Source organism: Catenulispora acidiphila DSM 44928 (assembly GCF_000024025.1).
GTDB lineage: Bacteria > Actinomycetota > Actinomycetes > Streptomycetales > Catenulisporaceae > Catenulispora > Catenulispora acidiphila.
Genome location: NC_013131.1, coordinates 9035685 through 9059640, shown reverse-complemented (window position 1 = coordinate 9059640; position 23956 = coordinate 9035685). Strand labels below are relative to the sequence as shown.

Here is a 23956-nt window from a genome sequence, read left to right as displayed (position 1 = left end):
GAGGACCGTGGTGTATCGCTCGGGTATACCCGCCGGCAAAGGACTCGAAACCTTGTTCGACACGCAGGCCCCGGCCCAGGTCAGCGGACCCCCGCTGGACCCGGCGCAGCGCCGCGTCGTCGATCACCCCGGCGGGCCGCTGCTGGTGCTGGCCGGGCCCGGCACGGGGAAGACGCACACGCTGGTCGAGGCCGTCATCTCCAAGACTGATCCTGATCGCGCGGCGCTGCGCCCCGATCAGGTGCTGATCCTCACCTTCAGCCGCAAGGCCGCCTCCGAACTGCGTGACCGCATCGGCCGGCGGCTGCCGCTGTCCGGCGTCGCGCCTCTGGCGACCACGTTCCACTCCTTCTGTTACGCGCTGGTCCGCCGCTTCCAGGACCCCGAGCTGTTCACCGAGCCGATCCGGCTGCTCTCCGGACCCGAACAAGACGTGTTCGTCCGCGATTTGGTCTCCGGCAGCATCGACGTAGGGATAGGTGGTGGTGCGCTCGGCGAGCGCATCCAGTGGCCGCAAGACTTGCGCGCGGCGCTCGCGACCCGTGGCTTCGCCGAGGAACTGCGGACCGTGCTCGCCCGCGCGCGGGAACTCGGGTTGGACCCGACCGAGCTGGCGCAGGCCGCGCGGCGCGCCGATCGCGGCGACTGGTACGCCGCCTCGGCGTTCTTCGAGGAGTACCTCGACGTGCTCGACGTCCAGGGCGTCCTGGACTACGGCGAGCTGGTGCACCGCGCCGTGCTGCTGGCCGGGCAGGAGGACGTGCGCCGCGAGCTGCGCCACGACTTCCGCGCGGTGTTCGTGGACGAATACCAGGACACCGACCCCTCGCAGGTGCGGCTGCTGCAGGCGCTCGCCGGGGACGGCGCGGACCTGGTGGTCTTCGGCGACCCCGACCAGTCCATCTACCAGTTCCGCGGCGCGGACGTGCGGGGCATCCTCGACTTCCCCGAGGCGTTCCGGCGCATGGACGGGAGCCCGGCCGACACCGCGGTGCTGCGCACGTCGCGCCGCTGCGGACCGGCGCTGCTGAAGGCCTCGCGCGACCTGACCCGGCGCATGCCGATCCCGCTGCTGCCGACGGAGAAGGTGCGCGAGCACCGGGATCTGGCGGCGGAGGGCCCGGTGGCCGACGGCGAGCCGATCGAGGGCTCGGTCCAGGTCTTCACCTTCCCGACGCCGAACACCGAGCTCGACAACATCGTGGACATGGTGCGGCGCGCGCACCTGGAGGACGGCGTCCCGTGGGACGAGATCGCCGTGCTGGTCCGCTCCGCGACCCGGTCGATCCCGGCGCTGCGGCGCGCGCTGATCGCGGCCGGCGTGCCGGTCGACACCTCCGGCGACGAGCTGCCGCTGGCCGCCGAGCCCGCGGTCGCCGTGCTGCTCCAGGCGCTGCGGGTGGCGGACAACGAGGCCGCGCTGACGCCGGACGTGGCGCGGGCCCTGCTGTCCGGACCGCTCGGCGGCATGGACGCGTTCGAACTCCGCAAGCTGGCCCGCGCACTGCGCGCCGAGGAGCGCGCCGCGAACCAGAACGGGGTGCGGGGTGTCCCCGCAGAGCACAGTGCTGTCGTGCCAGAACTCGCGCGGATCACCGAGCCCAGCGTCAACGGCGTCCGCCCGAGCGAGGTCCTGCTCCGCGAGGCGCTGGCCGAGCCGGCGCGCCTGGTCGCCATGGACGAGGACGTCGCCGAACCGGCCCGGCGGCTCGGCATGCTCCTGCTGCGCACCCGCCAGATCCTGCGCGGCGGCGGCTCGGTCGAGCGCGCGCTGTGGGAGCTGTGGAGCGGCGGCGGGGACGAGCGCGACCGCAACCGCGCGCACCGCTGGCCCGAGCGGCTGGAGCGCACCGCGCAGCGCGGCGGCAACACCGGCCGCGCCGCCGACCGCGACCTGGACGCGGTGTGCGTGCTCTTCGACTACGCGGCCCGCGCCGAGGACCGCGCGACCGGCCGCGGCGTCCGCAACTTCATCGCCGACCTGGAAGCGCAGGAGCTGGCCGGCGACTCGATGGCGGCGCAGTCCTCGCGCGGCGGCGCGGTGCGCTTGATGAGCGCGCACAAGTCCAAGGGCTTGCAGTGGCGCTTCGTGATCGTCGCCGGGGTGCAGGACGGTCTGTGGCCGGACCTGCGCCTGCGCGGTTCGCTGCTCCAGGCCGACCTGATCGGCCGTAACGGTTTACGGTCCATGGAGGAGATCCCGACGGCGTCGACGCTTCTCGCGGAGGAGCGCCGGCTGTTCTATGTGGCCGCCACCCGGGCTCGCGAGCGGCTGGTGGTCACCGCCGTCGACAGCGCCCTGATCGGCGACGACGCGGCGGCCGAGGCGCCCTCGCGGTTCGTGTACGAACTCGGCGTCGAGGTGCAGCCGCTGCCCGGGCTGCGCAAGCGCGCCCTGGCGATCCCGGCCCTGGTCGCCGACCTGCGCCGGGTCCTGACCGACCCGAAGAGCTCCGACCAGCTGCGGCAGGCCGCCGCCGAGCGGCTGGCCCGGCTGGCCGACGCGCAGGCCGGGGACGGCCGGCCGCTGGTGCCCTCGGCACACCCGGACAAGTGGTGGGGTCTGGTCGAGGAGACCGCCTCCGAGCAGCCGGTGCGCGACCCGGCCAAGCCGCTGCTGCTCTCGGCCAGCCAGGTCGCGGCCATAGACGAGTGCTCGCTGCGCTGGTTCCTGGACCACGAGGCCGCCGCCCACGAGCAGAAGACCGTCGCCCTCGGCTTCGGCAACGTGGTGCACGTCCTCGCCGACGAGGTGGCCAAGGGCGACACTCCGGCGCGCCTCGACGTGCTGATGGAGCGCCTGGACCGGGTCTGGGACCGGCTGTCCTTCGAAGCACAGTGGCAGTCCCCTCAACAGAAGGAAGAGGCGCGCGCGGCTCTGGAGCGCTTCCTGGCTTGGCACGTCACCGACCGCGGCCGGCTGCTGCACTCCTCGGAGCAGGAGTTCGACGTGCGGCTCAACGTCGGCGCCGGGGACAGCGAGGACGGCGAGGGCTTCGACCTGCGCATCCGCGGGTCCTTCGACCGGGTGGAGACCGACGAGGCCGGGCTGGTCTACGTCGTCGATTTCAAGACCGGCAAGAATGTGCCGACCAAGAACGAGGCCCAGGAGCACCCGCAGCTCGCGGTCTACCAGCTGGTGGTCCGCGAGGGCGCGATACAGGGCGTCTCGAACGAGTCCGGCGGCGCCGAGCTGGTGTTCCTGCGCGAGGGCGACGCCGCGGGGCTCCCCAAGACCGCCGAGCAGGACCCCTCGCTGGAGCTGCCCGGCGAGACGCCGATCGAGAAGAAGCTCGCGACGATGGCGGCGCGGGTCCTGGACGAGAACTTCGCCGCGTACGGCGAGAAACAGTGCGGTACCTGCGTCTTCCGCAAGTGCTGCCCGAAACAGCCCGAGGGAAAGCAACTCCTTTGATCCGGGACACCGAAGATCTCAAAGCACTGCTCGGGGTTCCTTACACGGAAGAACAGCTCGAAGCCATCACGGCGCCGCTCGAGCCGGCCGTCATCGTGGCCGGCGCGGGGTCGGGGAAGACGACCGTGATGGCTGCCCGCGTCGTGTGGCTGGTCGGGACCGGCCAGGTCGGGCCGCACGAAGTGCTCGGGCTGACCTTCACCAACAAGGCCGCCGCCGAGCTGGCGGAGCGCATCCGCAAAGCCCTGCGGAAGCTGGAAGACGAAGAACTCGACGACCCGGATTCCGACCTCACGGAATCGGTCGGCGAGCCCACGGTCTCGACCTACCACGCCTACGCCGACCGCCTGATCAAGGAGCACGGCCTGCGCTTGGGTCTGGAGCCCTCGGCGCGGCTGCTCGCCGACGCCACGCGCTACCAGCTGGCCGTCACCGCCGTGCGCGGTCCCAAGGAGCTGCGCTACTTCAAGGGCAAGGTCGCTGACCTCGCCGACAAGGTGCTGGCTCTGGACGGCGAGCTGTCCGAGCACCTGGTGAGCCCGGAAGAGCTGCGCGAACACGAGGAAGCCTTCATAGGGCAGGCTGAATCCTTCCGGGACCCCAAGAGCGGCAAGGCCAAGCGCGGCTACACCGACTTCCTCAAGGCCGCCGAGATCGCCCGGCAGCGGGTCGAGCTGTCCGAGCTGGTCGAGCGCTACCGGGACCTGAAGGTGCGCCGCGACCTGATCGACTTCGGCGACCAGATGGTGCTCGGCGCGCGGCTGGCCGAGGAGCGGCCCGAGGTCGGGGCGATCGAGCGCGAGAAGTTCAAGGTGGTGCTGCTCGACGAGTATCAGGACACGTCGGTCGCGCAGCGCCGGATGCTGGTCGGGTTGTTCGGTGGCGGCCATCCGGTCACCGCGGTCGGCGACCCCTGCCAGTCCATCTACGGCTGGCGCGGCGCCTCGGTGGCGAACCTCGACGACTTCCCGGACCACTTCGCGAAGGCGGACGGCGCCCGTTCCCGCGGCTACACGCTCAGCGAGAACCGGCGCAGCGGCGGCCATCTGCTGGAGTTCGCGAACGTGGTGTCGGACCCGCTGCGCCAGCGGCACACCGGCGTCCGGGAGCTGCGGCCCTCGGCGGAGAAGGCCGATCAGGGCTGGACCCGCGTCGGGCTGACCGAGACCGCCGAGGAGGAGGTGCGGTGGGTCGCGCGGATGGTCGCCGACGCGCACTACCGGGGCGGCGTTTCGCTGCGCGAGATCGCGGTGCTCGTGCGCAAGGGCAACCAGATCCCGCCGCTGTACGAGGAGATGCACGCCCAAGGGCTGCCGGTCGAGGTGGTCGGGCTGTCCGGGCTGGTGCACCTGCCCGAGGTCGCCGACCTGATCGCGATGCTGGACGTGTTGGACGAACCGATCGCCAACGCCTCACTCGTGCGCCTGCTGACCGGGCCGCGCTGGCGGATCGGCGCGCGCGACCTGGCGCTGCTCGGGATGCGCGCCAGGGAGCTGGTGCGCGACCCGGCCGAGTACGCCGACCGGGCCGGCCGCGACCGGCTGGCCGAGGCGGTCGCCGGCTCCGACCCGACCGAGGTGGTGTCGCTGTCCGACGCCATGGCGGATCCGGGCCCTGATCTGCCGTTCTCCGAGGCGGCGCGGGTCCGCTTCGCGCGGTTCGCCTCCGAGATCCGGATCCTGCGCCGCCGGCTGTCCGAGCCGGTCCTGGACGTGCTGCACCGGGTGATCTCGGTGACCGGGCTGGACGTGGAGGTCGCGGCGTCGCCGAAGCTGGTCGCGCAGCGCTCGTCCGAGACGCTGGCGGCGTTCCTGGTCCGGGCCGCCGACTTCCAGGACCTCGAGGGCGATCAGTCAGTAACCGCTTTCCGTGCCTATCTGAAGGCCGCCGAGCGGCACGAACGGGGCATCGACGCCTCGCTGCCCTCGCAGGGCGACTCGGTGAAGCTGCTGACCATGCACAAGTCGAAGGGCCTGGAGTGGGACGCGGTGTTCGTGCCGCACCTGTCCGGCGCGGGGCAGAAGCCGCGCGAGTCCTGGATCGGCTCCGGCGCGGTGCTGCCCTATCCGCTGCGCGGCGACGCCGAGCACCTGCCGGTCCTGGACGACGCCGGCAACACCGCGGCGTTCAAGTCCTTCAAGGAGCAGGCCAAGGAGTACGAGTCCTGGGAGGACCTGCGGCTGGAGTACGTGACGGTCACCCGGCCGCGCTACTACCTGACCGCCTCGGGGCATTGGTGGGGTCCGACGCAGAAGAAGCGCCGAGGCCCGGACACCTGGCTGAGCGGGTTGTTCGAGCACTGCCAGGACGGCCACGGCGAGGTCGTCGCCTGGGCCGCCGAGCCCGACCCCGACGCCGTGAACCCCAGCCTCGGCGCGACCGAGGCGCACTGGCCGGTGCTGCCGGACGCCGAGGCGGCCGAGCGGCGGCGGATCGGGGCGGAGATGGTGGTCACGGCGCTGCGGCGGCGGCAGGCTGAGGCGTTCGGCGAGCCGATCGGCGCCGAGCCGGCTTCTGAGGAACCTCAAGCTGCCGAGCAGCCCGATGCCGGCGCTGGTGAAGGCGCGCTCGCGCGAAGTGGAGCCCTGGAACCGGTCCCGTTCTTCGACGAGAACGGCGAACCGATGACCGATCTCCTGCCTGCCCAACGCGCCCCGGAGGCGCCGGGCGAGCCGCACGTCATCGACGCCGAGCACGCCGCCACCGCCGAGGACCGCTCGGCCATCGCCTCCTGGGACCGCGACCTGGAAGCCCTGCTCGAGGAGCTCAAGCGCGGCGACTCCATCCAGCGCTACGCCCCGCTCCCGTCCTCGATGTCGGCCTCCCAGCTGCTGCGGTACCGCAACGACCCCTCGCGCTTCCGCCGTGAGCTGGCGCGTCCCATGCCGCAGCCGCCGCAGCCCTCGGCGCGTCTGGGGACCAAGTTCCACGCTTGGATCGAGTCGCTGTTCGGGCAGCAGGCGCTGTTCGAGTACGAGGATCTGCCCGGCGCCGCCGACGAGGAGATCGCCGACGAAGTGGATCTCAAAGAGCTGCAGGACGCGTTCCTGCGCACGCCGTGGGCCGATTCCGTGCCGGCGGCCGTGGAGCAGCCCTTCCAGGTGGTGCTCTCCGGGCGGGTGGTGCGCGGACGCATCGATGCCGTATATAAGACTCCTGACGGATGGGAAGTCGTCGACTGGAAGACCTCGCGGTCGCAAGACGCGGACCCGGTCCAGCTGGCCGTCTACCGGCTGGCCTGGGCCGAGATGCGCGGGGTGCCGTTGTCGGCGGTGTCCGCGGCGTTCGTCTACGTGCGCGGCGGCGAGACCGTCCGCCCGACCGGACTGCCCGACCGCGAAGAGCTCGAGGAGCTGTTCGGAGACGGCTGAGACGCCGGTCGCCGGTGGCCGGTCCGGAGCGGTGCGTACGCAGGGTAATCAGTGGACGAAGATATTCGCCGTCCCCCGTTGTAAGCGCTTTCCCTGTGGTCGTACCCTTCCGTCATGCCATCGCAGTCCAGGGGAAGACATAAGAGACGGAACATAGCCGTGACAGCCGCGGCGCTCGTCATCGCCGTGACAGTGCCCGCCTGCTCCAGCAGCGCGCAGTCGAAGGCGACCGGGGGAGGCGGAGCGTCGGGGGGCGCGAAGTCCTTCACCTACTGGTCCATGTGGAAGGAGGACGAGCCGCAGGCCGCGGTGATCAAGGAGGCGCTGGCCGCGTACAAGGCCGCCACCGGGGTCACGGTCACCGTGCAGTGGCACGGCCGCGCGGTGCTGGACGACATCGCCGCCGCCGTCAAGGCCTGCAAGCCGGTGCCGGATCTGTCCGACGGCAGTGTCAACACGATCCTCGGCGCCGCTGCGGAGGGCGTCGCCGTCGACGATTTGACCGACCTCTACCAGCAGCCGGTACCCGGCGAGAACCAGAATCTGACCGACGCCCTGCCGGACAAGTACACACCGATGCTCACCGACAAGAACGGCGCCATCGTGATGGTGCCCTACGAGGTCGCCTCCGAGGCGGTCTTCTTCGACAAGACCCGGTTCCCGCAGCTGTCCGCGGACCCGCCGCAGACCTGGGACCAGTTCATGGCCGTGCTGCAGCAGATCAAAGGCAAGGGCCAGGTGCCGCTCGCGCTGGACGCCACCGAGGGCAACGCCGCCTACTGGGTGGAGTGGATGTTCGAGCGCGAACTCGGTCCCAGCCAGTTCAAGCGCACCGCCGAGGAGCACGACCCGGCGGCGGCCGGCAGCGACAGCCGCTGGAACGACGTGCGCCTGATCGACGGCGCGGCCAAGCTCGAGACCCTGGTGAAGGGCGGCGACTTCGCCCCCGGCTGGAACACCGAGGACACCGGGACCACCAGCACCCACGCCAAGGACCAGCAGAACGCGTGGGCGGCCGGCAAGGCCGCGCTGATCCTGGGCGGCAGCTGGGTGCCCAGCGAGACCAAGCGCACCGCGGACGTGGACAGCTTCGTCTTCCCGGCGATGCCGAACCAGGGCGGCCTGCCCTCGGACAACTCCGCGGGCGTGAACTTCTTCGGCTTCGCCGTGCCCAAGGCGGGCAAGAACGCGGACGCCGCCGAGAAGTTCGTCCTCTACTTCATGGCCAAGGCGCAGCTGTCGAAGATCTCCTCGGAGGCCGGCAACATCACGCCGCGCATCGACATCACCGCGCCCGGCGTGCTGGCCTCGGTCCAGACCGCGCTGACCAACCGCACGGTGTTCCCGGACCAGGACGCGCTGATGCGCGACGACTCCAAGTGGTACACCGCCGTCTTCCAGCCGGCCTCGGTCGCGTTCATGACCGGCAAGCTGACCCCGCAACAGTTCGTCGGCAAGCTCAAGACGGACTCGGCGGCGTTCTGGGCGCGATCCGGGGCGGCGTCACCGACCACATAGCGGTCATTCTCCGGGCCGGGGTTGGGCACTCGTGTAAACGGGGTTACCCTGATTCGGTGACATATCACACGACACTGGATCAGGCCGCCGGCGCGGCGGCGGCAGCGGCGGGCGTCTACGGCTCCTGGAACGCCGAGCGGCGGCGGGACCTGCTCCACGCGTGCGCCGACGCCGTCGACGCGGCGCGCGCGGAGCTCGTCGAGCTGGCCGGCACGGAGACCGCTCTGACGTCCGCCCGGCTGGACGGCGAGGTCACCCGGACCACCGGCCAACTGCGGCTGTACGGCGACCACGTCGCCGCCGGCCGCCACCTGTCCCGGCGCAGCTCGCCGGGCGCCGGGCTCGGCGGCGCCGACGTGTACACGGTCGACGTCCCGCTCGGGCCGGTCGCGGTGTTCGCGGCGTCCAACTTCCCGTTCGCCTTCGGCGTCCCCGGCGGCGACACCGCCTCGGCGCTGGCCGCCGGCTGCCCGGTGGTCGTGAAGGGCCACCCGGCGCAGCCGCGGCTGTCGCGCCGGATCGCCGAGATCCTGAGCGCGGCGGTGGCCGGCGCCGGGGCACCGGAGGGGACCTTCGGCTTCCTGGACGCCGAGTCGACCGACGGCGACCCCAACAAGCTCTCCATCGAGCTGGTGCAGCACCCCGCGATCAAGGCGGTCGGTTTCACCGGTTCGTTCGGCGGCGGCCGGGCGCTGATGGACGCGGCGGCCGCGCGTCCCGAGCCGATCCCGGTGTACGCCGAGATGGGGAGCGTGAACCCGGTGTTCGTGCTGCCCGGCGCGATCGCCGACGAGGCGGGCCGCCAGAAGTGGGCGCAGACGCTGGCCGGGGCGGTGACCGGTTCGGGCGGGCAGCTGTGCACCAAGCCGGGCGTGGTGTTCGTGCCGGAGGGCGACGACGGTGCGGCGCTGGGCGCCCTGACCGGCGGCCTCATCGCGGACAACGCCGCGATCCCGATGCTGACCGAGGGCATGGCCGCCGCGCACCGGCGCTGGAGCGAGCAGACCGCCGAATCCGGCGCCGACGCGCGCTTCGCGGCAGGGGAGGGTCAGGAAGCTGACTCGCGGTCCGGGCTGCCGTTCGCGGTGGAGATCACCGCGAAGGACTTCACCGGCGGCTACCGCGAGGAGCACTTCGGCCCGGCCGCGGTGATCGTGCGCGCGGACCCGGCGGACTACCCGGCGCTCGCCGACTCGCTGGAAGGGCAGCTGACCGCGACGATCATCGCCGACGACGCCAGCGACGCCGACCGCGAGGCGGCCCGCGCCCTGCTGCCCTCGCTCGTGGCGAAGGCCGGACGCGTGGTCTGGAACGGTGTGCCGACCGGCGTCGCGGTGGTCGAGGCGATGCAGCACGGCGGTCCGTGGCCGGCGACGTCGGCGTCCTGGAGCACCTCGGTGGGTACTGAGGCGATCCGGCGGTTCATCCGTCCGGTGGCCCTTCAGGGCGTCCCCGCGGACCTGGTCGGCTGAGCGGTTCCGGCAAGATCGGCGGTCCGGGGCAGGAGTAAGGTGCAGGCATGACTTCTGCCTCGGACAAAGCCGTCCGTCCGTATGTAGCCGAGCACGCCGACGAGTTCTTCGCCGAGCTCAACGAGTGGCTGCGCATCCCGTCGATCTCCTCGGACCCGGCGAGTGCGCCGGAGGTCCGGCGGTCGGCGGAGTGGCTGGCGGCGAAGCTGCGGGAGATCGGCTTCCCGACGGTGGAGATCTGGGAGACCGCGGGCGGCAAGGGCCTGCCGACGGTGTTCGCCGAATGGCCTTCAGGGGACGATGACGCGCCGACCGTCGCTGTCTACGGCCACCACGATGTGCAGCCGGTGACGCCGCTGGACCTGTGGGATACCCCGCCCTTCGAGCCGACGGTCAAGGGCGACCGGCTGTACGCGCGAGGCGCTGCGGATGACAAGGGACAGCTGGCGTTCCACCTGCTGGGCTTGCGCGCGCACCTCGCGGTGACGGGGCGCAGTGCGCCGGCGGTGAACCTGAAGATCATCGCCGAGGGCGAGGAGGAGTCCGGCTCGCCGAACTTCCGCGCCCTGCTGGAGGACAAGCGGGACCGCGTGAAGGCCGACGTCGTCGTGGTCTCCGACACCGGCATGTGGGACCGCGAGACGCCGTCCACCTGCACCGGCATGCGCGGCATGATCACCGGTCAGGCCGACCTGAGCGGTCCGGCGAACGACGTGCACTCCGGCTCCTTCGGCGGCGCGATCCCGAACCCGCTGACCGAGCTGGTCCGGCTCATGGGCCGGGTGCACGACGACGACAAGCGCGTGGTGATCCCCGGTTTCTACGACGGCGTGGTCGAGCTGACCGACACCGACCGCGAGATGTTCGCCAAGCTGCCCTTCGACGAGCAGGCCTGGCTGGGCAACGCCAAGTCCGCCGCGACCGCCGGCGAGGCCGGCTTCACCACGCTGGAGCGGGTCTGGGCGCGCCCGACGTTCGAGCTGAACGGCTTCTGGGGCGGGCACACCGGGCCGGGCCACAAGACCATCGTCCCGGCCGAGGCGCACGCCAAGATCTCGATGCGCCTGGTCGCCGGGCAGGCGCCGCTGGACGTGGCGAAGAAGTTCGAGGACTGGTTCTTCGCCAACATCCCGGCCGGTCTGACCGGCGGGCTCCACTGGGAGTCCGACGGCGTGAAGCCCTGCATGACTCCGCTGGACCACCCGGCGGTGCAGGCGATCACCCGCTCCATGGGCAAGGCGTTCGGCGAGCTGGACGACCCGCGCGAGGTGCTGTTCACCCGCGAGGGCGGCTCCGGCCCGGAGGCCGACCTGCAGGAGGTCGTCGAGGCGCCGGTGGTGTTCCTCGGGGTGTCGCTGCCCTCGGACGGCTGGCACTCGCCGAACGAGAGCGTGACGATCCCGTTGCTGCTCAAGGGCGCCGAGGCGGCCGCCTACCTGTGGTCGGACCTGGCCGAGCAGCGCTGAGGCCGACCGGACTATTCGGGGAGGACCCGCCGATGAGCGAGCAGGCGAACTACTTCGAGGGCGAACTGGGCCGGATGCTGCTGGCGCGCTCGGTCGTCGACCGGGCCGGCGAGCGGCGCACCGACGAGGACTGGCTGGCCGCGGCCTGGGCCGACGCCGGCACCCGGGTGTTCGCGGTCGACGACAGCCGGGCCGAGGCACTACTGGAGCCGGAGGCCGGGCTGGTGTTCCACCCCGGGTCGGTGTTCGACGCCCGGTATCCCGGCGCCGAGCGCTACTTCCTCGGCGTGGACGAGCAGGACGTGGCGTACTTCGCGGTCAGCGTCGGCACGCCGGGACCGGACGGCGCGCCGACGGCCTCCACCGCCGGCTCCGCCTCCACCCCGGGCGAAGCGCTGACCTCGCCGCGGCCGCCGGCCGCCGAGCAGGCGCCGGCGCTGGGCGAGCTGCGGCACGTCCGCGAGGTCGCGGCGGTGCTGTCGGACCGGGACGGCGGCCTGCTGGCGCACGCGGTCGGGCTGGACAACTGGCACCGGACACACGGCTTCTGCGGCGTGTGCGGATACCCGACGCGGGTGACGGACGCCGGCTCGGTGCGCAAATGCGACCACTGCGGTACCGAGCACTACCCGCGGACCGACCCGGCCGTGATCATGGCGGTCACCGACCCGGACGACCGGCTGCTGCTGGCGCGCAACGCGTCGTGGCCGCCGAACCGGGCCTCGGTGCTGGCCGGTTTCGTCGAGCCCGGCGAGACGCTGGAGGCGGCGGTGGCGCGGGAGTGCGCGGAGGAGGCCGGGCTGCGGGTGACGTCCGTGCGCTACCTCGGCAGCCAGCCGTGGCCGCTGCCCCGCTCGCTGATGCTCGGCTTCACCACGACCGTGGACGACCCGGCGCTGCACCTGGACGGCGCCGAGCTGGACTGGGCGAAGTGGTACTCGCGGGCGGAGCTGAAGGAAGCGGTCACCGCCGGCGATCTCGTGATGCTGCCGACGGAGATCTCGATCGCGCGGCGTCTGGTCAACCACTGGTACGGCGGCGACCCGGCCGGGCACTGAAACGTACGGTGCCCGACGCCTCCCCGGCTCGAAGGTGACCGATGCCCGACAGTTCCCTCATCGATTCGCCGGCGACTCAGGCTTCTTTTAGAGAACGATTGGTAGGGTCGTCGGCGGTGAACGGAGGGGAGGCGACGCCATGCTGACACGCGCACGCGGGGGCCGGAAGATCAAGGGGCGAGTGGTTGCGACGCTCGTAGCGGCGCTGGCTGTGGCTTCTCTGGCGGCCGGCTGCGCCAGTTCCGGCGTGATCGGACAGCAGTCCTCCGGAGGCGAGTTCGGCAAGGACTTCGTCGGCGCGGTGCTCAGCCCGAACGCCCCCTCCGCCGGCGGTGCCCATCAGGGCAAGGACGGCGGCCTGACGGGGCAGCAGTCGCTGCCCTCGTTCGACAACGCGCCACTGCCCCAGACGGTCGCGGCGCGCAAACTGCCGGGCCCGTACACGACCACCACCGGCGCGGTGACCGGCAAGCTCTTCTTCTACCGGCAGGGCGACGCCGACTCCGGGAACTACTACGTGTGCTCCGGCACCGTCATCAAGAGCCAGAACGCCAGCCTGGTGTGGACCGCCGGACACTGCGTCCACGACGGCAAGGGCGGCACCTGGCACATGAACATGGTCTTCGTGCCCGCCTTCGACAACCCCGACGGCGACCCGAACGTGGACCCCAGCGACCTGTCCGCGTACGCCCCGCTCGGCTCGTTCCCGGCCGTCCACGTCTGGACCTCCCCGGAGTGGGTCAAGAGCGGCGACGAGCACGGCGGCGACCTGGCGCACGACTACGGCGTGATCGAGGTCGGGCGCAACTCCCAGGGGCAGACCCTGGACGCGGCGGTGGAGTCCGCGGGCGCCAAGCCGGTGCCGATGTGGTTCAACGCCCCCACCGAACAGTCCAAGACGCCGCAGATGTCGATCCGCGGCTACCCCGCCGCGCAGCCGTACAACGGCATGACGCAGTACGGCTGCACGGCCGACACGGTGCAGCTGCTGAACGTCACGGAGCTCGGCCCGGAGGCGAAGGAGTACCGCGCCGGCTGCGACCTCACCGGCGGCGCCTCCGGCGGCGGCTGGTTCGCGCGGGCGCCGGGCCAGGCCGCGGGGGACGTGTCGCTGGTGACGAACACCTCGGTCGGCAGCGCGCACAGCGCCCGCGGCGGGAACTGGCTCGCCGGACCGTATCTGGACGACAGCGCGAAGCAGCTTTACGGCATCGCGAACGGCTCGCCGGCTCCCTGAGGACGACCGCCCGCCTCGCGATCGGCCGTTCCTAGCGGCCCGCCGCTGAACCCGCGTGAGCCGGCGATGTCGCTGGACACGTCGGCGCGGCGGCACGCGTGTGCGCATGCGTCCCGGTGGTCACCGCGATGCCCACGACGATGAGGGCGAGGAAGACGCCTGTTGTCTTGGTCATGGCATCAGGTGTAGTCGTACGGTGACCGAGGCGTAACCCACGGTGAGCGGATGCCACCCGAACGTGGCCGGGCTTCCACCCGGTTTCCACCCGTGGGTCAACCCAAGGGTTGAGGTCCGCAGCAGGTCGCGGCCGGTACTTTCACTGGCGAGCCCGAGAACGGGGAAGCAGCGAAGGCCTGGGAGGCCGCCATGTTCATCGTCTTCATCATCCGCCGCCTGATACGCCGGTTCCAGAACAGCCGGCGGTAGCGCTCACCGCGATGGAGTGGCCGCCGACGGGGGAAATGCCGTGCCGTCGCAGTGCGCTGCGGCTACCTTGCAGCCATGAAATTGTTGTATTGCGCGCACTGCCAAGACATCGTGAAGCTCTTCCCTGAGAAGCGCTACTGCAAGTGCGGCAAGTCCTGGGGGCACTACCTCGAGGACAACTCCACAACCGTTCAGACGTTCCCGAGCCTGTCCCTCGGCATAGCGAACCCGGACTTTCACGCCGCCGTGGCGGAGTGGCAGAAAGACACGAAGTCCTGGTCGCCGATGATCACCATGCGCTCCTGGATCAACCCGGCCTCGGAGCCGGACGTGACGTTCGTGCGGGGCGAGCCGCTGCCGGACGAGGAGGAGCCGGCGGCCGAAGAGGCTGAGGCCTGAGAGCGCCAGACTGTCGCCGGGTGTGCCGGTCCGGGCGCGTCCGGACGCGCCCGGGCAGGGGAAAGCCTCCGGCCCGGGAGCCGGAGGCTCGCGCCGCGGGATGGTGCGGGCGGCGCGGTGGGACGGTGTGGCTCAGATGCCCGCGGCCTGCTTCACCTGGGCCAGGGAGGGGTTGGTCATCGCGACCTTCTCGCCGCCGGGGGCGACGACGACCACGGTCGGGACGGTCTGGTTGCCGCCGTTGACGCTCATCACGTAGTCCGCCGCCTCGGGCACCTGCTCGATGTTGACCTCGGCGAATCCGATGCCCTCGCGCTCGAGCTGGCTCTTCAGCCGCCGGCAGTAACCGCACCAGCTCGTCGAGTACATCGTGATCTGGTCGTCCATCTTCCACTTCCTCATCGGCTGTCGGGACCATCCGGTGTGTGCAACCAGGGGCGGGCTGTGATTCTTCCGCATGCGCGGCGTTTGTTGTCCGGGGTTGGTGCGACCATGGACGGATGCCGCTGACTCATCCCGGTTCCGGCCCGGTTCCCGCCGCCGCGCTGCTGGACGCGCTCGACCCCGAGCAGCGGGCGGTGGCCGAGGCGCTGCACGGGCCGGTGTGCGTGCTCGCCGGCGCCGGGACCGGCAAGACGCGGGCCATCACCTACCGCATCGCCTACGGCGTGGCGACCGGCGAGTACATCCCGAGCCAGGTGCTGGCCGTCACCTTCACCCAGCGGGCGGCCGGGGAGATGCGGGGGCGGCTGCGGCAGCTGGGTTCCGGCGGCGTGCAGGCGCGGACGTTCCACGCCGCGGCGCTGCGGCAGCTGCAGTACTTCTGGCCCAAGGCGGTCGGCGGCCCGAACCCGCAGCTCGTCGACTCCAAGATCCCGCTGGTCTCCGAGGCGGTCCGGCGGCTGCGGCTGCACGCCGAGCGGGCCGAGCTGCGCGACCTGGCCGGCGAGATCGAGTGGGCCAAGTCGACCCAGGTGGTGGCCGACGACTACGCCGCGGCCGCCGCCAAGGCGCAGCGCACGCCGCCGCGCGACGCCGCCGAGGTGGCGAAGGTCTACGCCGAGTACGAGAGCGCCAAGCGGGACCGCAACGCCATCGACTTCGAGGACGTCCTCCTGCTCACCATCGGCATCATGGAGGAGCGCCCGGACATCGCCGCGACGGTGCGCAACCAGTACCGCTACTTCACCGTCGACGAGTACCAGGACGTCAACCCCCTGCAACAGCGCCTGCTGGACTGCTGGCTGGGGGAGCGGGGCGACGTGTGCGTGGTCGGCGACGCCAGCCAGACCATCTACTCCTTCACCGGCGCCGACCCGCGCTACCTGCTGGACTTCGCCGACCGCTTCGACGACCCGACCGTGGTCAAGCTGGTCCGCGACTACCGCTCCACGCCGCAGGTCGTCGCGCTGGCCAACGCTCTGCTGGACCGCGCCGAGGGCCGCGCCGCCAAGGCCCGGGTCCAGCTGATCGCGCAGCGCGCCGACGGTCCGCGCCCGAAGTTCGCCGAGCACCCCGACGCCGAGACCGAGGCCCGCGAGGTCGCCCGGGAGATCAAGAAGCTGGTGGACGCGGGCGTCCGGCTCTCCGAGGTCGCCGTGCTCTACCGCATCAACGCGCAGTCCGAGGAGTACGAGCAGGCGTTCAGCGACGCCGGCGTGCCCTACATACTGCGCGGCGTCGAGCGCTTCTTCGAGCGCCCCGAAGTCCGCGAGGCGATCCAGGTCTGGCTGCGCGGCGCCGCCAAGGCCCGCTCCGACCACGCCTCCGACGCCCTCCCCGGCCTCGGCGGCGGCCCGGCCGAAGACGGCGAGGGCGGGAGCCTGGCCACGGAGGTCCGCGCGATCTTCGCCAGCCACGGCTGGACCCCGCTCGCGCCCAAGGGCGCCGGGCGCCTGCGCGACCGCTGGGAGTCGCTGGCCGCGCTGGTCTCCCTGGCCGAGGAGTACGGCCGCACGCACCCGGACGCCGGGCTCGACCGGTTCAGCGCCGAGCTGCGCGAGCGCGCCGACGCCCAGCACGCGCCGACCGTCGAGGGCGTCACGCTGTCCACCTTCCACGCCGCCAAGGGCTTGGAGTGGGACGCGGTCTTCCTGGTCGGCATGACCGAGGGCATGATGCCGATCACCTACGCCGAGACCCCCGAGCAGGTGGAGGAGGAGCGGCGGCTTCTCTATGTCGGGGTCACCCGCGCTCGCGAGCGGCTGTTCCTGTCGTGGGCGCTGGCGCGCTCCCCGGGCGGCCGGGCTTCGCGTTCCCCGTCGCGGTTCCTGGACGGGCTGCGCGGCGGCGTCGGCCGCGACACCCGCGAGGGCGCGGCGGGCGGCGTCATAAGAGGCGGTGGCTCCGGACGGCGCCGCGTCCCCACCTCGTCCGGCGACAGCGAGGAACGCCCGCGCCGCACGGTCGAGCCGATCACCTGCCGGGTCTGCCACCGGGCTCTGATCGACGCCGCCGAGCGCAAGATCGGCCGCTGCGAGGGCTGCCCGAGCACCCTGGACCCCGAGCTGTACGAGGCGCTGCGCGAATGGCGCTCGGACCAGGCGAAGAAGCAGAAGCTGCCGGTGTTCGCGGTCTTCACCGACGCCACGCTGATCGCGATCGGCGAGTCGCGGCCCGCCACGCTCGCCGCCCTGATCAAGATCGCCGGGGTCGGCAAGGCGAAGGGGGACCGCTACGGGGACGAGGTGCTGGGGCTCATCGCGAGTTCCGAGTCCGGGACGGCCCAGAGCTCGGCCCGGACCTCTGCTCAGACGTCTGCTCAGAGCTCTGGTTCAGCTCCCAAGCCGCGCACGGCTCAGACGTCCGAGACGGCTTCCGAGCCCGACCCCGCTCACAAGTCAGGGCAGGCCGCGGCGAGCTGAACCAGCAGCGTCGACTGCAGATCGGCGGTCCCCGGCGTGATCCCGTCGAACTCCGGCTGCGCCGCCGCGGCCAGCTGGGTCGGCGTGGTCCGGAACCGCGGATCGACCGGCTGCAGCCCGATCGGCGTCGCCGAGTTCAGCGCCTCCGAGGCCTGCGTGGCTCCGCCCCGGACCGCCAGGTAGCGGCCGAACGCGTCGCAGTCGGTGATCCGGTCGGTGACGTTCACGTCCAGCCCTTCGCTCCCGACCTCCTGCGGCGACGTCAGGTCCGTCCGCGCGGTCACGCCGGGCACGGCCGGAGGCTTCGGCAGCGGTACGGCCATCTGCGCGGACTTGGGGTTGCCGTCGATGTGCAGCGAGTAGCTCACCACCGGGTTCTGCGGGCTCGGCGAACCCGAGACCGCGGTGGCGCTCACCTGCGACGGCATCATGGCCAGCACGTCGCCGCACAGCCGATAGAGGCTGCTGGTGACGTAGGACCCGTAGGAGTCGGTCGCGCCGAGCAGGTAGGGGTCCGTCGGGGAGGTGTCGTCGCTCGAGTCCGGCATCGCCGGGTGCCCGGGGTCGAAGGACATCGGCACGCTGGTCGCCGGACCGGCCGGAACGCCCTTCGTGGCCGGCGTGCGCACGGTCAGCGTCACCCCGGACGGGTACTGCGGCAGGTTCGCGGCGGCGCAGTCCACGGTGATCCGGCTGGTCAACGCCTCGGCGTCGCCGGGCGGCAGGGTCATGTGCGGCGCCGAGGCGAGCACCTCCACGCCGGGCACGGAGATCGCGATGGCGGTGACCTCCAGCGGCTTCGCGCCGTCGTTGCGCACGGCGATGGAGAAGTCGGCCGACAGCGGGGTCTGGAAGTCGGGCGGCATGCCGAGGCCGTTGGCGACGTTGGCCGCCGTGAGGGTCAAGGTGGCGCTGCCGCCGAGCAGGTGCAGCAGCATCCGGTCCCGGGTCTGCGCGCGGGCGTGGCGGAGGTCGCGGCTGTGCACGGCCACCCCGGTGGCGCCCGCGCCGGCCACCAAGGCCAGCGCCAGCAGGCCGGCCAGCGTCCGCCGCCGGCGCCGCTCCGGATCGACCTCGTGCCCGGAGCCCAGCGGCGTGCGCTGGCGCAGCCGGTGCAGCGCCGCGAGCAGGCGGTGCCGCGGTGCGGCGGGGACGGCGCCGGTCTGCGGGTCGAGGAGTTCGTCCTCGGACTCGATCAGGTCGGTCATGAGCACGCCGCCTGTTCCTGGTGGACGATGTCGCCGGCCAGCCGCAGCGAGCCGGTCAGCGCCTGGTCGATGAACACCGGCTGCGGCGAGCCGCCGTCCCCGTCCACCTCGAGCATGGTTCCTCCGAGCACGGGATCGCTGCTCAGGATGCTGGTGCAGTCCTGGATGCTCACCGTCAGCCGGGCCGGCGCGCTCTGGCCGGGCGCGAGTGTGAGGGACGCGGGCAGCCAGACGGTGCGCAGCCCCGGGGCGTCCCCGTAGGACGTCACGCCGCGGGCGGCCACGGTCACGGCCCGGTTCGAGGTGTTCCGCACCGTGAAGCCGACGACGAAGGAGTTGTGGTCGGCGGGGGAGAGCACCTTGTCGTAGTCGAAGGCCACGTCGCTCGGGAACGGGTCCGCGCCGATGCTGATGGTGCTGCGCTGGGAATTGCGGTCCGTCGCGTACTGGCCGCAGGCGCCGGCGTCGGCGGAGACGATCTCCGGGATCGGCGCGCCGCTCGGGCCGCGGAAGGTCAGCTGGGAGTCGGCGAGCTGGGCGGACGATCCGACCCGGGTCGGCAGGACCATGTCGCGGGGGTCGCCGTCGGAGTCGACGGCCTGCACGTGCACGGCCGGGAACGCCAGCGATACGCCGCCGCCGGTCCCCGGCCCGGCGGCGAGCATCCCGGTCTGCTGGCTCAGGAGGATCGACGGGCAGAACAAGCGGACGGTGAGCGCCACCTTGACGGCGCCGCCGCCGGGGATCCGCGCCGAGCCGCCGACCGGCTTCCAGGCGCTGCTCGTCATCATCAGCGGCCCGGCGTCGACGCTGACAGAGGTCAGGGTCACCGCGTCCGGGCTGTTGTTGGCGACCTCGACGACATACTGGCCGGTCGCGGAGGTGTCGTGGGCGTTGTAAGAGGAGGCCGCCGGGTCGCCGTCGACCACGGAGTTGATCGCGAGCGAGACGACGTCCGCGCGGTCCGCCGCCCCGGCCACGGTGTCGAACCAGGCGGTGCACGCCCCGCCTATCGCGCAGGCCAGCACGAGCGCCGCGGCCGCCGCCGCGATCTCGCGGCGCGAGTCGCGCAGGCGCCGACCGCCGGAGCGGACCGCGGCCATGCGTTCCCGGAAGGTGCGGGGCGGCGGCTTGACCGCCTGTTCGCCGGGCTCGTCAGTACCGTCCTGGTCGTCGACCCACTCGAAGACCTCTTCACCGTCTTCGATCGGGCCGAAGATCTCGTCGTCCGATGGGTCGCCGGCGGCGCCGTGGTTCGTGTCCATCCGCCCCTATATCCCTCACCCATTTACCAGCGCGTGGAGCCGTGTCCGTACTACCGCAGGAACTTAGCCCCTCGACCTATATGGAGTGCCCCCGCCCTCCAACTCAATCCTCACTCATCTTCCCGCGAAGTTTTCCAGAAAGTTGCCGTGAAAGGGGTGACAGCCGGGTGCGGCTCTGACAGCATGGTCAGCGTCGAGGTTGGGGGCAACTATGTCGACCGGTGGTGGGGGCTATCGGAGCCAGGGTTCTGGCTCAGGGGCGAAACCGCAGGTCAAAAATAGATTGCGGCCCTTAACGGGGATCATCTAACCTTCCGATGCGGGCGAGAGATCGCCCAGAGCACCACTGTGTGCGCAACTGAAGAATTCCAACTGTACGACGTGTGGTGCCGACTGCCAGCGGCTCTGTCCACACCCAGGCGAAGTGAAGGAGGCGAATTTCGATGAGGATCATGACCGGCACCGCTGTCGACAACCGTGTTGCGATGACCCCTGCGCCGGTTTACCGCGCGCTCGAAGCCTTCGCCGCCGACTGCCGCCGGGTGTCCGGGCAGGAGTGCTTCGGCTCGGCAGCCGCCGCGTGGCAGGTGGAGTCCGTCTCCGGTACCGGCTTGGCCGGCGCGGCCGGGTTCCTGGGTCTGGTGGCCCTGGGCGAAGGCCTGCTGGAGCGGCACGGCTATGTCGGTCAGCTGGGACAAGAGCGTCCGCGCCCGGTCTTCCAGCTGGTCCCGGCTCCTGGGACGGGCCGGATCCTGGCCGATGAGCAGGCGCCGATCGACGGCAGTGGCACCTCCGAGCGCGACGACGACAGCAACGACAGCAGCAAGGGCGACAACGGCAGCAAGCCGATGACCCCGTGGGACTTCCGCACCTCTGGTCCACCTGGATGAAGAGCTCTCTTCAGCCGGCAGGACCTGAGGCCGCGGAATCCCGATAAGGGATCCGCGGCCTTCGTGTTTTCCGCACGACAGTACGGCCCGCGACGGTGACCCCGTGGCGGGAGCGGTACCGCAGGACCCGGTCTGAAGAACTCAAGCCGGGAGAAGACAACTGACGAGGTGACTCACAGTGCAGAACGTGTTCGACACGGTCGTCGAGCAGACCGACACCACCCTGCCCTGCCGGGCGTACGACCCCGAGGTGTTCTTCGCCGAGACTCCCACCGACGTCGAGTTCGCGAAGGCGATCTGCGTCGAGTGCCCGGTGAAGTCCGCGTGCCTGGCCGGCGCTCTCGAGCGCCGCGAGCCGTGGGGGGTCTGGGGCGGTGAGCTCTTCGTCCAGGGTGTGATCGTGGCGCGCAAGCGGCCGCGTGGGCGTCCCCGCAAGGACGCCGCTCTGGTCGAGGCCCAGATCGCCGCCGAGGCCGCCGCCGCGGTCGAGGCCGCCAAGAAGGTTGCGATCCCGGCATGAGCGCCCACGGTCTTCCCCGCCAGCGCATGCTGCGCCGTCCCGGCCTCGCCGAGAACCCGCAGCAGGCACAGCAGGACCTGCAGTTCGAGCAGTACCCGAGACAGATTTCAGCGACCGCCGAGACCGGCGATCCCACAAGGAGTTTTCAGATGCTATTCCAGTACGAAGAAGCCGCACGCTACCGATCACAAGAGCTGCGCGACCAGGCGGAGCGCCAGCGTCTGCGGCGCGAGGCGAGCCGTGTGCGCAAGGAGAGCGGGCGGCGTGCGCGCCGGACGCTCGCCGGGCTGTTCCTGAGCTGAGGGACACCGCACTTCAGGACAGAGGCCGGCGGCTGCGGACATCAGTGTCCGTAGTCGCGGCCGGTCCACTGTGAGACGCTGTGAGCAGGGCCGACCCTTTTCGGGGGTCGGCCCTCGGTGCTTTGTGGGGCAACGCTCAAGGCCGCTTCGCCGGCAGCGGCCGCAGTCCCGGCCACCGCGCGAGCATCGCCGCCCGCATCCACCCGGCGAGTCGCGCCGTCTCGCCGAGCGGACCGTCGTCGGCGGCGAGACCTCCGATCACGCCGAGCCGGTACGCCAGCCGGTCGCGGGCGCTGACCGTCCACCACTTCCAGTCCTCGACGGCGAGCCGCGCGAGGTGGTCCTGCGTCTCCCGGAACGCGCGCTCGACGAGCGCGTCGCCGCGGATCGTCCAACTCGTGCAGGCGTCGGCGAGTTCGTGTTCGTCGATGGTGCGTCCCGACGCGGCGGAGTACGCCGCCTCGGCTTCGGCGAGCAGCTCGGGCGGCTGGGTGGTCGAGCACCAACAGGTCGGGAAACCGATGCGCAGATACGCCGACTCGACCATCCCGTCACCCAGCGACGCCTGCTCGAAGTCGATGAACCGGACGCCTTGTGCCGTGTGCAGGTCGTTGGTCGGGCAGGGATCGCCGTGCAGCAGGTCTCGGCGAGAGGACCGCGTCTTCAAGCGAGTGAGCAGGTCTTCGAGCTCTGCGGAAGCTTTGTCGGTATCCGTTGCGCCGAGCCATGCCGCAAGCTTCACAAACGCCTCGACGTCCGCACTCGTCGGTCCGTTCCAGCGCGGCAGATCGACGCCTTCCGTCGGTGCTCCGTGCAGTCGTCCCAGCGCTGCCGCGTACGCGACGACCCAATTTGCGGCAGGCGGGCGTTCCTCCACGTACTCCGTCACCAGCGTGCGCTCGACCGGATCCGCGCCGAGCAGACGCGGCACCACCGGCGGCTGCACGGCCGATGCCGCCTGCAGAGCCGCGACCTCGCGGGCGAAGAAGTCGTCCGCGCCGTCGCCGGGGACCAGATGCTTGATCACCGCCGGAGTGCCGCCGAAGGCCGCGCGCCAGACCGCCGAGCGCGGGCTGCTGCTGAGCGTCTTGACCCGCTTCGGAGCGCCGAGCTGGGCCGTCAGGACATCGCCGAGCAGAGGTACTGACCGCATGCCCCTCATCGTGGCACGCGGTCAGTGTCCTGCGAGACGTCGTCCGTGCGAGACGGTCGTGCCGGTCCTGCCGCTCGTGCTACTTGCGGACCGGGGAGACGCCCAGCGACATGCCGACCAGTCCGCGGCTGCGGGTCGCGATCTTGTCCGCGATGCCGATCAGGACCTGGGCCGCGGGGGAGTCGGGGTCGGAGGCGGTGAGCGGCTGGCCGTTGTCGCCGCCCTCGCGCAGCCGGACGTCGATCGGGATCTGGCCCAGGACCGGGACCTTGGTGCCGGTGGCGCGGGTCAGGGCCTCGGCCACGGTCTCGCCGCCGCCGCTGCCGAAGACGTCGACCTGCTCGCCGCAGTGCGGGCACGGCATCCAGGACATGTTCTCGATGACGCCGGTGATGCGCTGGCGGGTCTGCACGGCGATGGTGCCGGCGCGCTCGGCCACCTCGGCGGCGGCCTGCTGCGGCGTGGTGACGACCAGGATCTCGGCGTTCGGGACCAGCTGGGCCACCGAGATCGCGATGTCGCCGGTGCCGGGCGGCAGGTCCAGCAGGAGGACGTCCAGGTCGCCCCAGTAGACGTCGCCGAGGAACTGCTGGATCGCGCGGTGCAGCATCGGTCCGCGCCAGACCACCGGGGAGTTGCCCGGGGTGAACATGCCGATGGAGATGACCTTCACGCCCGACGGCGCGGTCGGCGCCAGGATCATGTCGTCGATCGGCGTGGGCGGCTCGGTGACGCCGAGCATGCGCGGGATCGAGTGGCCGTAGATGTCGGCGTCCACGACGCCGACCTTCAGACCCTTGGCGACCAGCGCCGCCGCCAGGTTCACAGTGACGGAGGACTTGCCGACGCCGCCCTTGCCGGAGGCGATCGCGTACACCCGGGTCAGGCTGCCGGGCTGGGCGAACGGGATCTCCCGGTCGACCTGGCCGCCGCGCAGCTTGGTCTTCAGCGCCTCGCGCTGCTCCGAGCTCATCACGTCGAGCTCGACCTCGACGGCGCTCACGCCGGCGATGGTGCCGACCTCGGACTTGATGTCGTTGGTGAGCCGGTCCTTCATCGGACAGCCGGCGACCGTGAGGAAGATGGCCACCTTGACGGTGCCGTCGGCGGCGACATGGACCTCTTTCACCATGTCCAGCTCGGTGATGGAGCGGTGGATCTCAGGGTCCTGGACCTTGGAGAGCGCCTTGTGGATGGCGTCCTCGGTGATCCCATGCTCGACGGCGATACTCATACCGTCGATGCTACGTCTTCGCCGCGCGGACACGGACGCCGCCTTGTATGCGCTGCGTCACGCGAGATGGCGGCGCGTGCGCCTCGGCGGGGGCATTCTCGCTCCGGTAGCGCGCCGGTGGCACTCCATCTTGTCCGGTTCTTGTCCGGTCGACACCG

The 23956-nt window shown here is 71.5% G+C and carries 17 protein-coding genes and 1 pseudogene; 12 read left to right on the top strand and 6 right to left on the bottom strand.

Translation table 11 applies throughout. The features are described from left to right. Positions 1-52 precede the first annotated feature (52 nt). The 7 genes from CACI_RS38585 (at position 53) to CACI_RS38555 (ending at position 13537) form a co-directional block, all read left to right on the top strand. The gene (locus tag CACI_RS38585; protein WP_041540726.1) at positions 53-3415 is read left to right on the top strand and encodes an ATP-dependent helicase; all 3363 of its coding nucleotides are present in this window, start codon (positions 53-55) and stop codon (positions 3413-3415) included. Next, complete coding sequence (locus tag CACI_RS38580) at positions 3412-6786, top strand: ATP-dependent helicase (protein WP_015796356.1); 3375 nt, start codon at positions 3412-3414, stop codon at positions 6784-6786. The genes CACI_RS38585 and CACI_RS38580 overlap by 4 nt, the downstream gene beginning before the upstream one ends. Positions 6787-6945: 159 nt before the next feature. Beyond that, the gene (locus CACI_RS38575; RefSeq protein WP_015796355.1) at positions 6946-8304 is read left to right on the top strand and encodes an ABC transporter substrate-binding protein; all 1359 of its coding nucleotides are present in this window, start codon (positions 6946-6948) and stop codon (positions 8302-8304) included. A gap of 56 nt (positions 8305-8360) precedes the next feature. Continuing rightward, positions 8361-9776, top strand: coding sequence for an aldehyde dehydrogenase family protein (locus CACI_RS38570; RefSeq protein WP_015796354.1), 1416 nt, complete (start codon positions 8361-8363; stop codon positions 9774-9776). A gap of 47 nt (positions 9777-9823) precedes the next feature. After that, entirely contained in the window at positions 9824-11242 is a 1419-nt protein-coding gene (locus tag CACI_RS38565) for a dipeptidase (RefSeq protein ID WP_015796353.1), read from the top strand. Positions 11243-11274: 32 nt separating this feature from the next. Next, positions 11275-12300 carry an NAD(+) diphosphatase gene (nudC, locus tag CACI_RS38560; protein WP_015796352.1) on the top strand — a complete coding sequence of 342 codons (1026 nt, stop codon included), beginning with the start codon at positions 11275-11277 and terminating at the stop codon, positions 12298-12300. Between the two features lie 211 nt (positions 12301-12511). Continuing rightward, entirely contained in the window at positions 12512-13537 is a 1026-nt protein-coding gene (locus CACI_RS38555; RefSeq protein ID WP_143765560.1) for a trypsin-like serine peptidase, read from the top strand. A 31-nt stretch (positions 13538-13568) separates the two neighbouring features. Here the strand turns inward: CACI_RS38555 and CACI_RS51765 are convergent, their stop codons facing one another. After that, a complete protein-coding gene (locus CACI_RS51765) occupies positions 13569-13712 on the bottom strand; it encodes a hypothetical protein (RefSeq protein WP_190276682.1) in 144 nt (47 codons plus the stop codon). Between the two features lie 326 nt (positions 13713-14038). Here CACI_RS51765 and CACI_RS38550 point away from each other — a divergent pair, with 326 nt between their 5' ends. Then, positions 14039-14362, top strand: coding sequence for a hypothetical protein (locus CACI_RS38550; protein ID WP_015796350.1), 324 nt, complete (start codon positions 14039-14041; stop codon positions 14360-14362). A 132-nt stretch (positions 14363-14494) separates the two neighbouring features. Here CACI_RS38550 and CACI_RS38545 read toward each other — a convergent pair whose 3' ends face one another. After that, a complete protein-coding gene (locus CACI_RS38545) occupies positions 14495-14749 on the bottom strand; it encodes a mycoredoxin (protein WP_015796349.1) in 255 nt (84 codons plus the stop codon). Between the two features lie 113 nt (positions 14750-14862). Between CACI_RS38545 and CACI_RS38540 the strand changes: the two genes are divergently transcribed. Continuing rightward, a complete protein-coding gene (locus tag CACI_RS38540) occupies positions 14863-17226 on the top strand; it encodes an ATP-dependent DNA helicase UvrD2 (protein WP_015796348.1) in 2364 nt (787 codons plus the stop codon). On the opposite strand, the gene CACI_RS38535 is transcribed toward CACI_RS38540, so the two are convergent. Both CACI_RS38535 and CACI_RS38530 read right to left on the bottom strand, forming a co-directional pair. Further along, positions 17196-18434: a hypothetical protein gene (locus tag CACI_RS38535; protein ID WP_015796347.1), complete on the bottom strand. Its 1239-nt coding sequence runs from the start codon at positions 18432-18434 to the stop codon at positions 17196-17198. The genes CACI_RS38540 and CACI_RS38535 overlap by 31 nt on opposite strands. Continuing rightward, positions 18431-19699 carry a hypothetical protein gene (locus CACI_RS38530; protein ID WP_015796346.1) on the bottom strand — a complete coding sequence of 423 codons (1269 nt, stop codon included), beginning with the start codon at positions 19697-19699 and terminating at the stop codon, positions 18431-18433. Before CACI_RS38530 ends, CACI_RS38535 begins: the two co-directional genes overlap by 4 nt. A 443-nt stretch (positions 19700-20142) precedes the next feature. Between CACI_RS38530 and CACI_RS38525 the strand changes: the two genes are divergently transcribed. From CACI_RS38525 to CACI_RS38515, 3 genes and pseudogenes are all read left to right on the top strand, one after another. After that, a complete protein-coding gene (locus tag CACI_RS38525; protein ID WP_015796345.1) occupies positions 20143-20589 on the top strand; it encodes a hypothetical protein in 447 nt (148 codons plus the stop codon). A gap of 178 nt (positions 20590-20767) precedes the next feature. Beyond that, positions 20768-21037: pseudogene (locus CACI_RS53975) on the top strand (WhiB family transcriptional regulator); the annotation flags it as partial. Positions 21038-21105: 68 nt separating this feature from the next. Next, positions 21106-21411: a hypothetical protein gene (locus CACI_RS38515; RefSeq protein WP_015796343.1), complete on the top strand. Its 306-nt coding sequence runs from the start codon at positions 21106-21108 to the stop codon at positions 21409-21411. A gap of 136 nt (positions 21412-21547) precedes the next feature. On the opposite strand, the gene CACI_RS38510 is transcribed toward CACI_RS38515, so the two are convergent. Continuing rightward, complete coding sequence (locus tag CACI_RS38510; RefSeq protein WP_015796342.1) at positions 21548-22573, bottom strand: aminoglycoside phosphotransferase family protein; 1026 nt, start codon at positions 22571-22573, stop codon at positions 21548-21550. Between the two features lie 70 nt (positions 22574-22643). Continuing rightward, positions 22644-23798 (bottom strand): Mrp/NBP35 family ATP-binding protein, encoded by a 1155-nt coding sequence (locus CACI_RS38505; RefSeq protein ID WP_015796341.1) that lies wholly within the window; start codon positions 23796-23798, stop codon positions 22644-22646. Positions 23799-23956 lie beyond the last annotated feature (158 nt).

Excerpts from the sequence above, each read along its gene's own strand:
- CACI_RS38565 (WP_015796353.1), top strand. The coding sequence starts at position 9,824 with ATGACTTCTGCCTCGGACAAAGCCGTCCGTCCGTATGTAGCCGAGCAC.
- nudC (WP_015796352.1), top strand. The coding sequence starts at position 11,275 with ATGAGCGAGCAGGCGAACTACTTCGAGGGCGAACTGGGCCGGATGCTG.
- CACI_RS51765 (WP_190276682.1), bottom strand. The coding sequence starts at position 13,712 with ATGACCAAGACAACAGGCGTCTTCCTCGCCCTCATCGTCGTGGGCATC.
- CACI_RS38550 (WP_015796350.1), top strand. The coding sequence starts at position 14,039 with ATGAAATTGTTGTATTGCGCGCACTGCCAAGACATCGTGAAGCTCTTC.
- CACI_RS38545 (WP_015796349.1), bottom strand. The coding sequence starts at position 14,749 with ATGGACGACCAGATCACGATGTACTCGACGAGCTGGTGCGGTTACTGC.
- CACI_RS38540 (WP_015796348.1), top strand. The coding sequence starts at position 14,863 with ATGCCGCTGACTCATCCCGGTTCCGGCCCGGTTCCCGCCGCCGCGCTG.
- CACI_RS38535 (WP_015796347.1), bottom strand. The coding sequence starts at position 18,434 with ATGACCGACCTGATCGAGTCCGAGGACGAACTCCTCGACCCGCAGACC.
- CACI_RS38530 (WP_015796346.1), bottom strand. The coding sequence starts at position 19,699 with ATGGACACGAACCACGGCGCCGCCGGCGACCCATCGGACGACGAGATC.
- CACI_RS38525 (WP_015796345.1), top strand. The coding sequence starts at position 20,143 with ATGAGGATCATGACCGGCACCGCTGTCGACAACCGTGTTGCGATGACC.
- CACI_RS38515 (WP_015796343.1), top strand. The coding sequence starts at position 21,106 with ATGAGCGCCCACGGTCTTCCCCGCCAGCGCATGCTGCGCCGTCCCGGC.
- CACI_RS38510 (WP_015796342.1), bottom strand. The coding sequence starts at position 22,573 with ATGAGGGGCATGCGGTCAGTACCTCTGCTCGGCGATGTCCTGACGGCC.
- CACI_RS38505 (WP_015796341.1), bottom strand. The coding sequence starts at position 23,798 with ATGAGTATCGCCGTCGAGCATGGGATCACCGAGGACGCCATCCACAAG.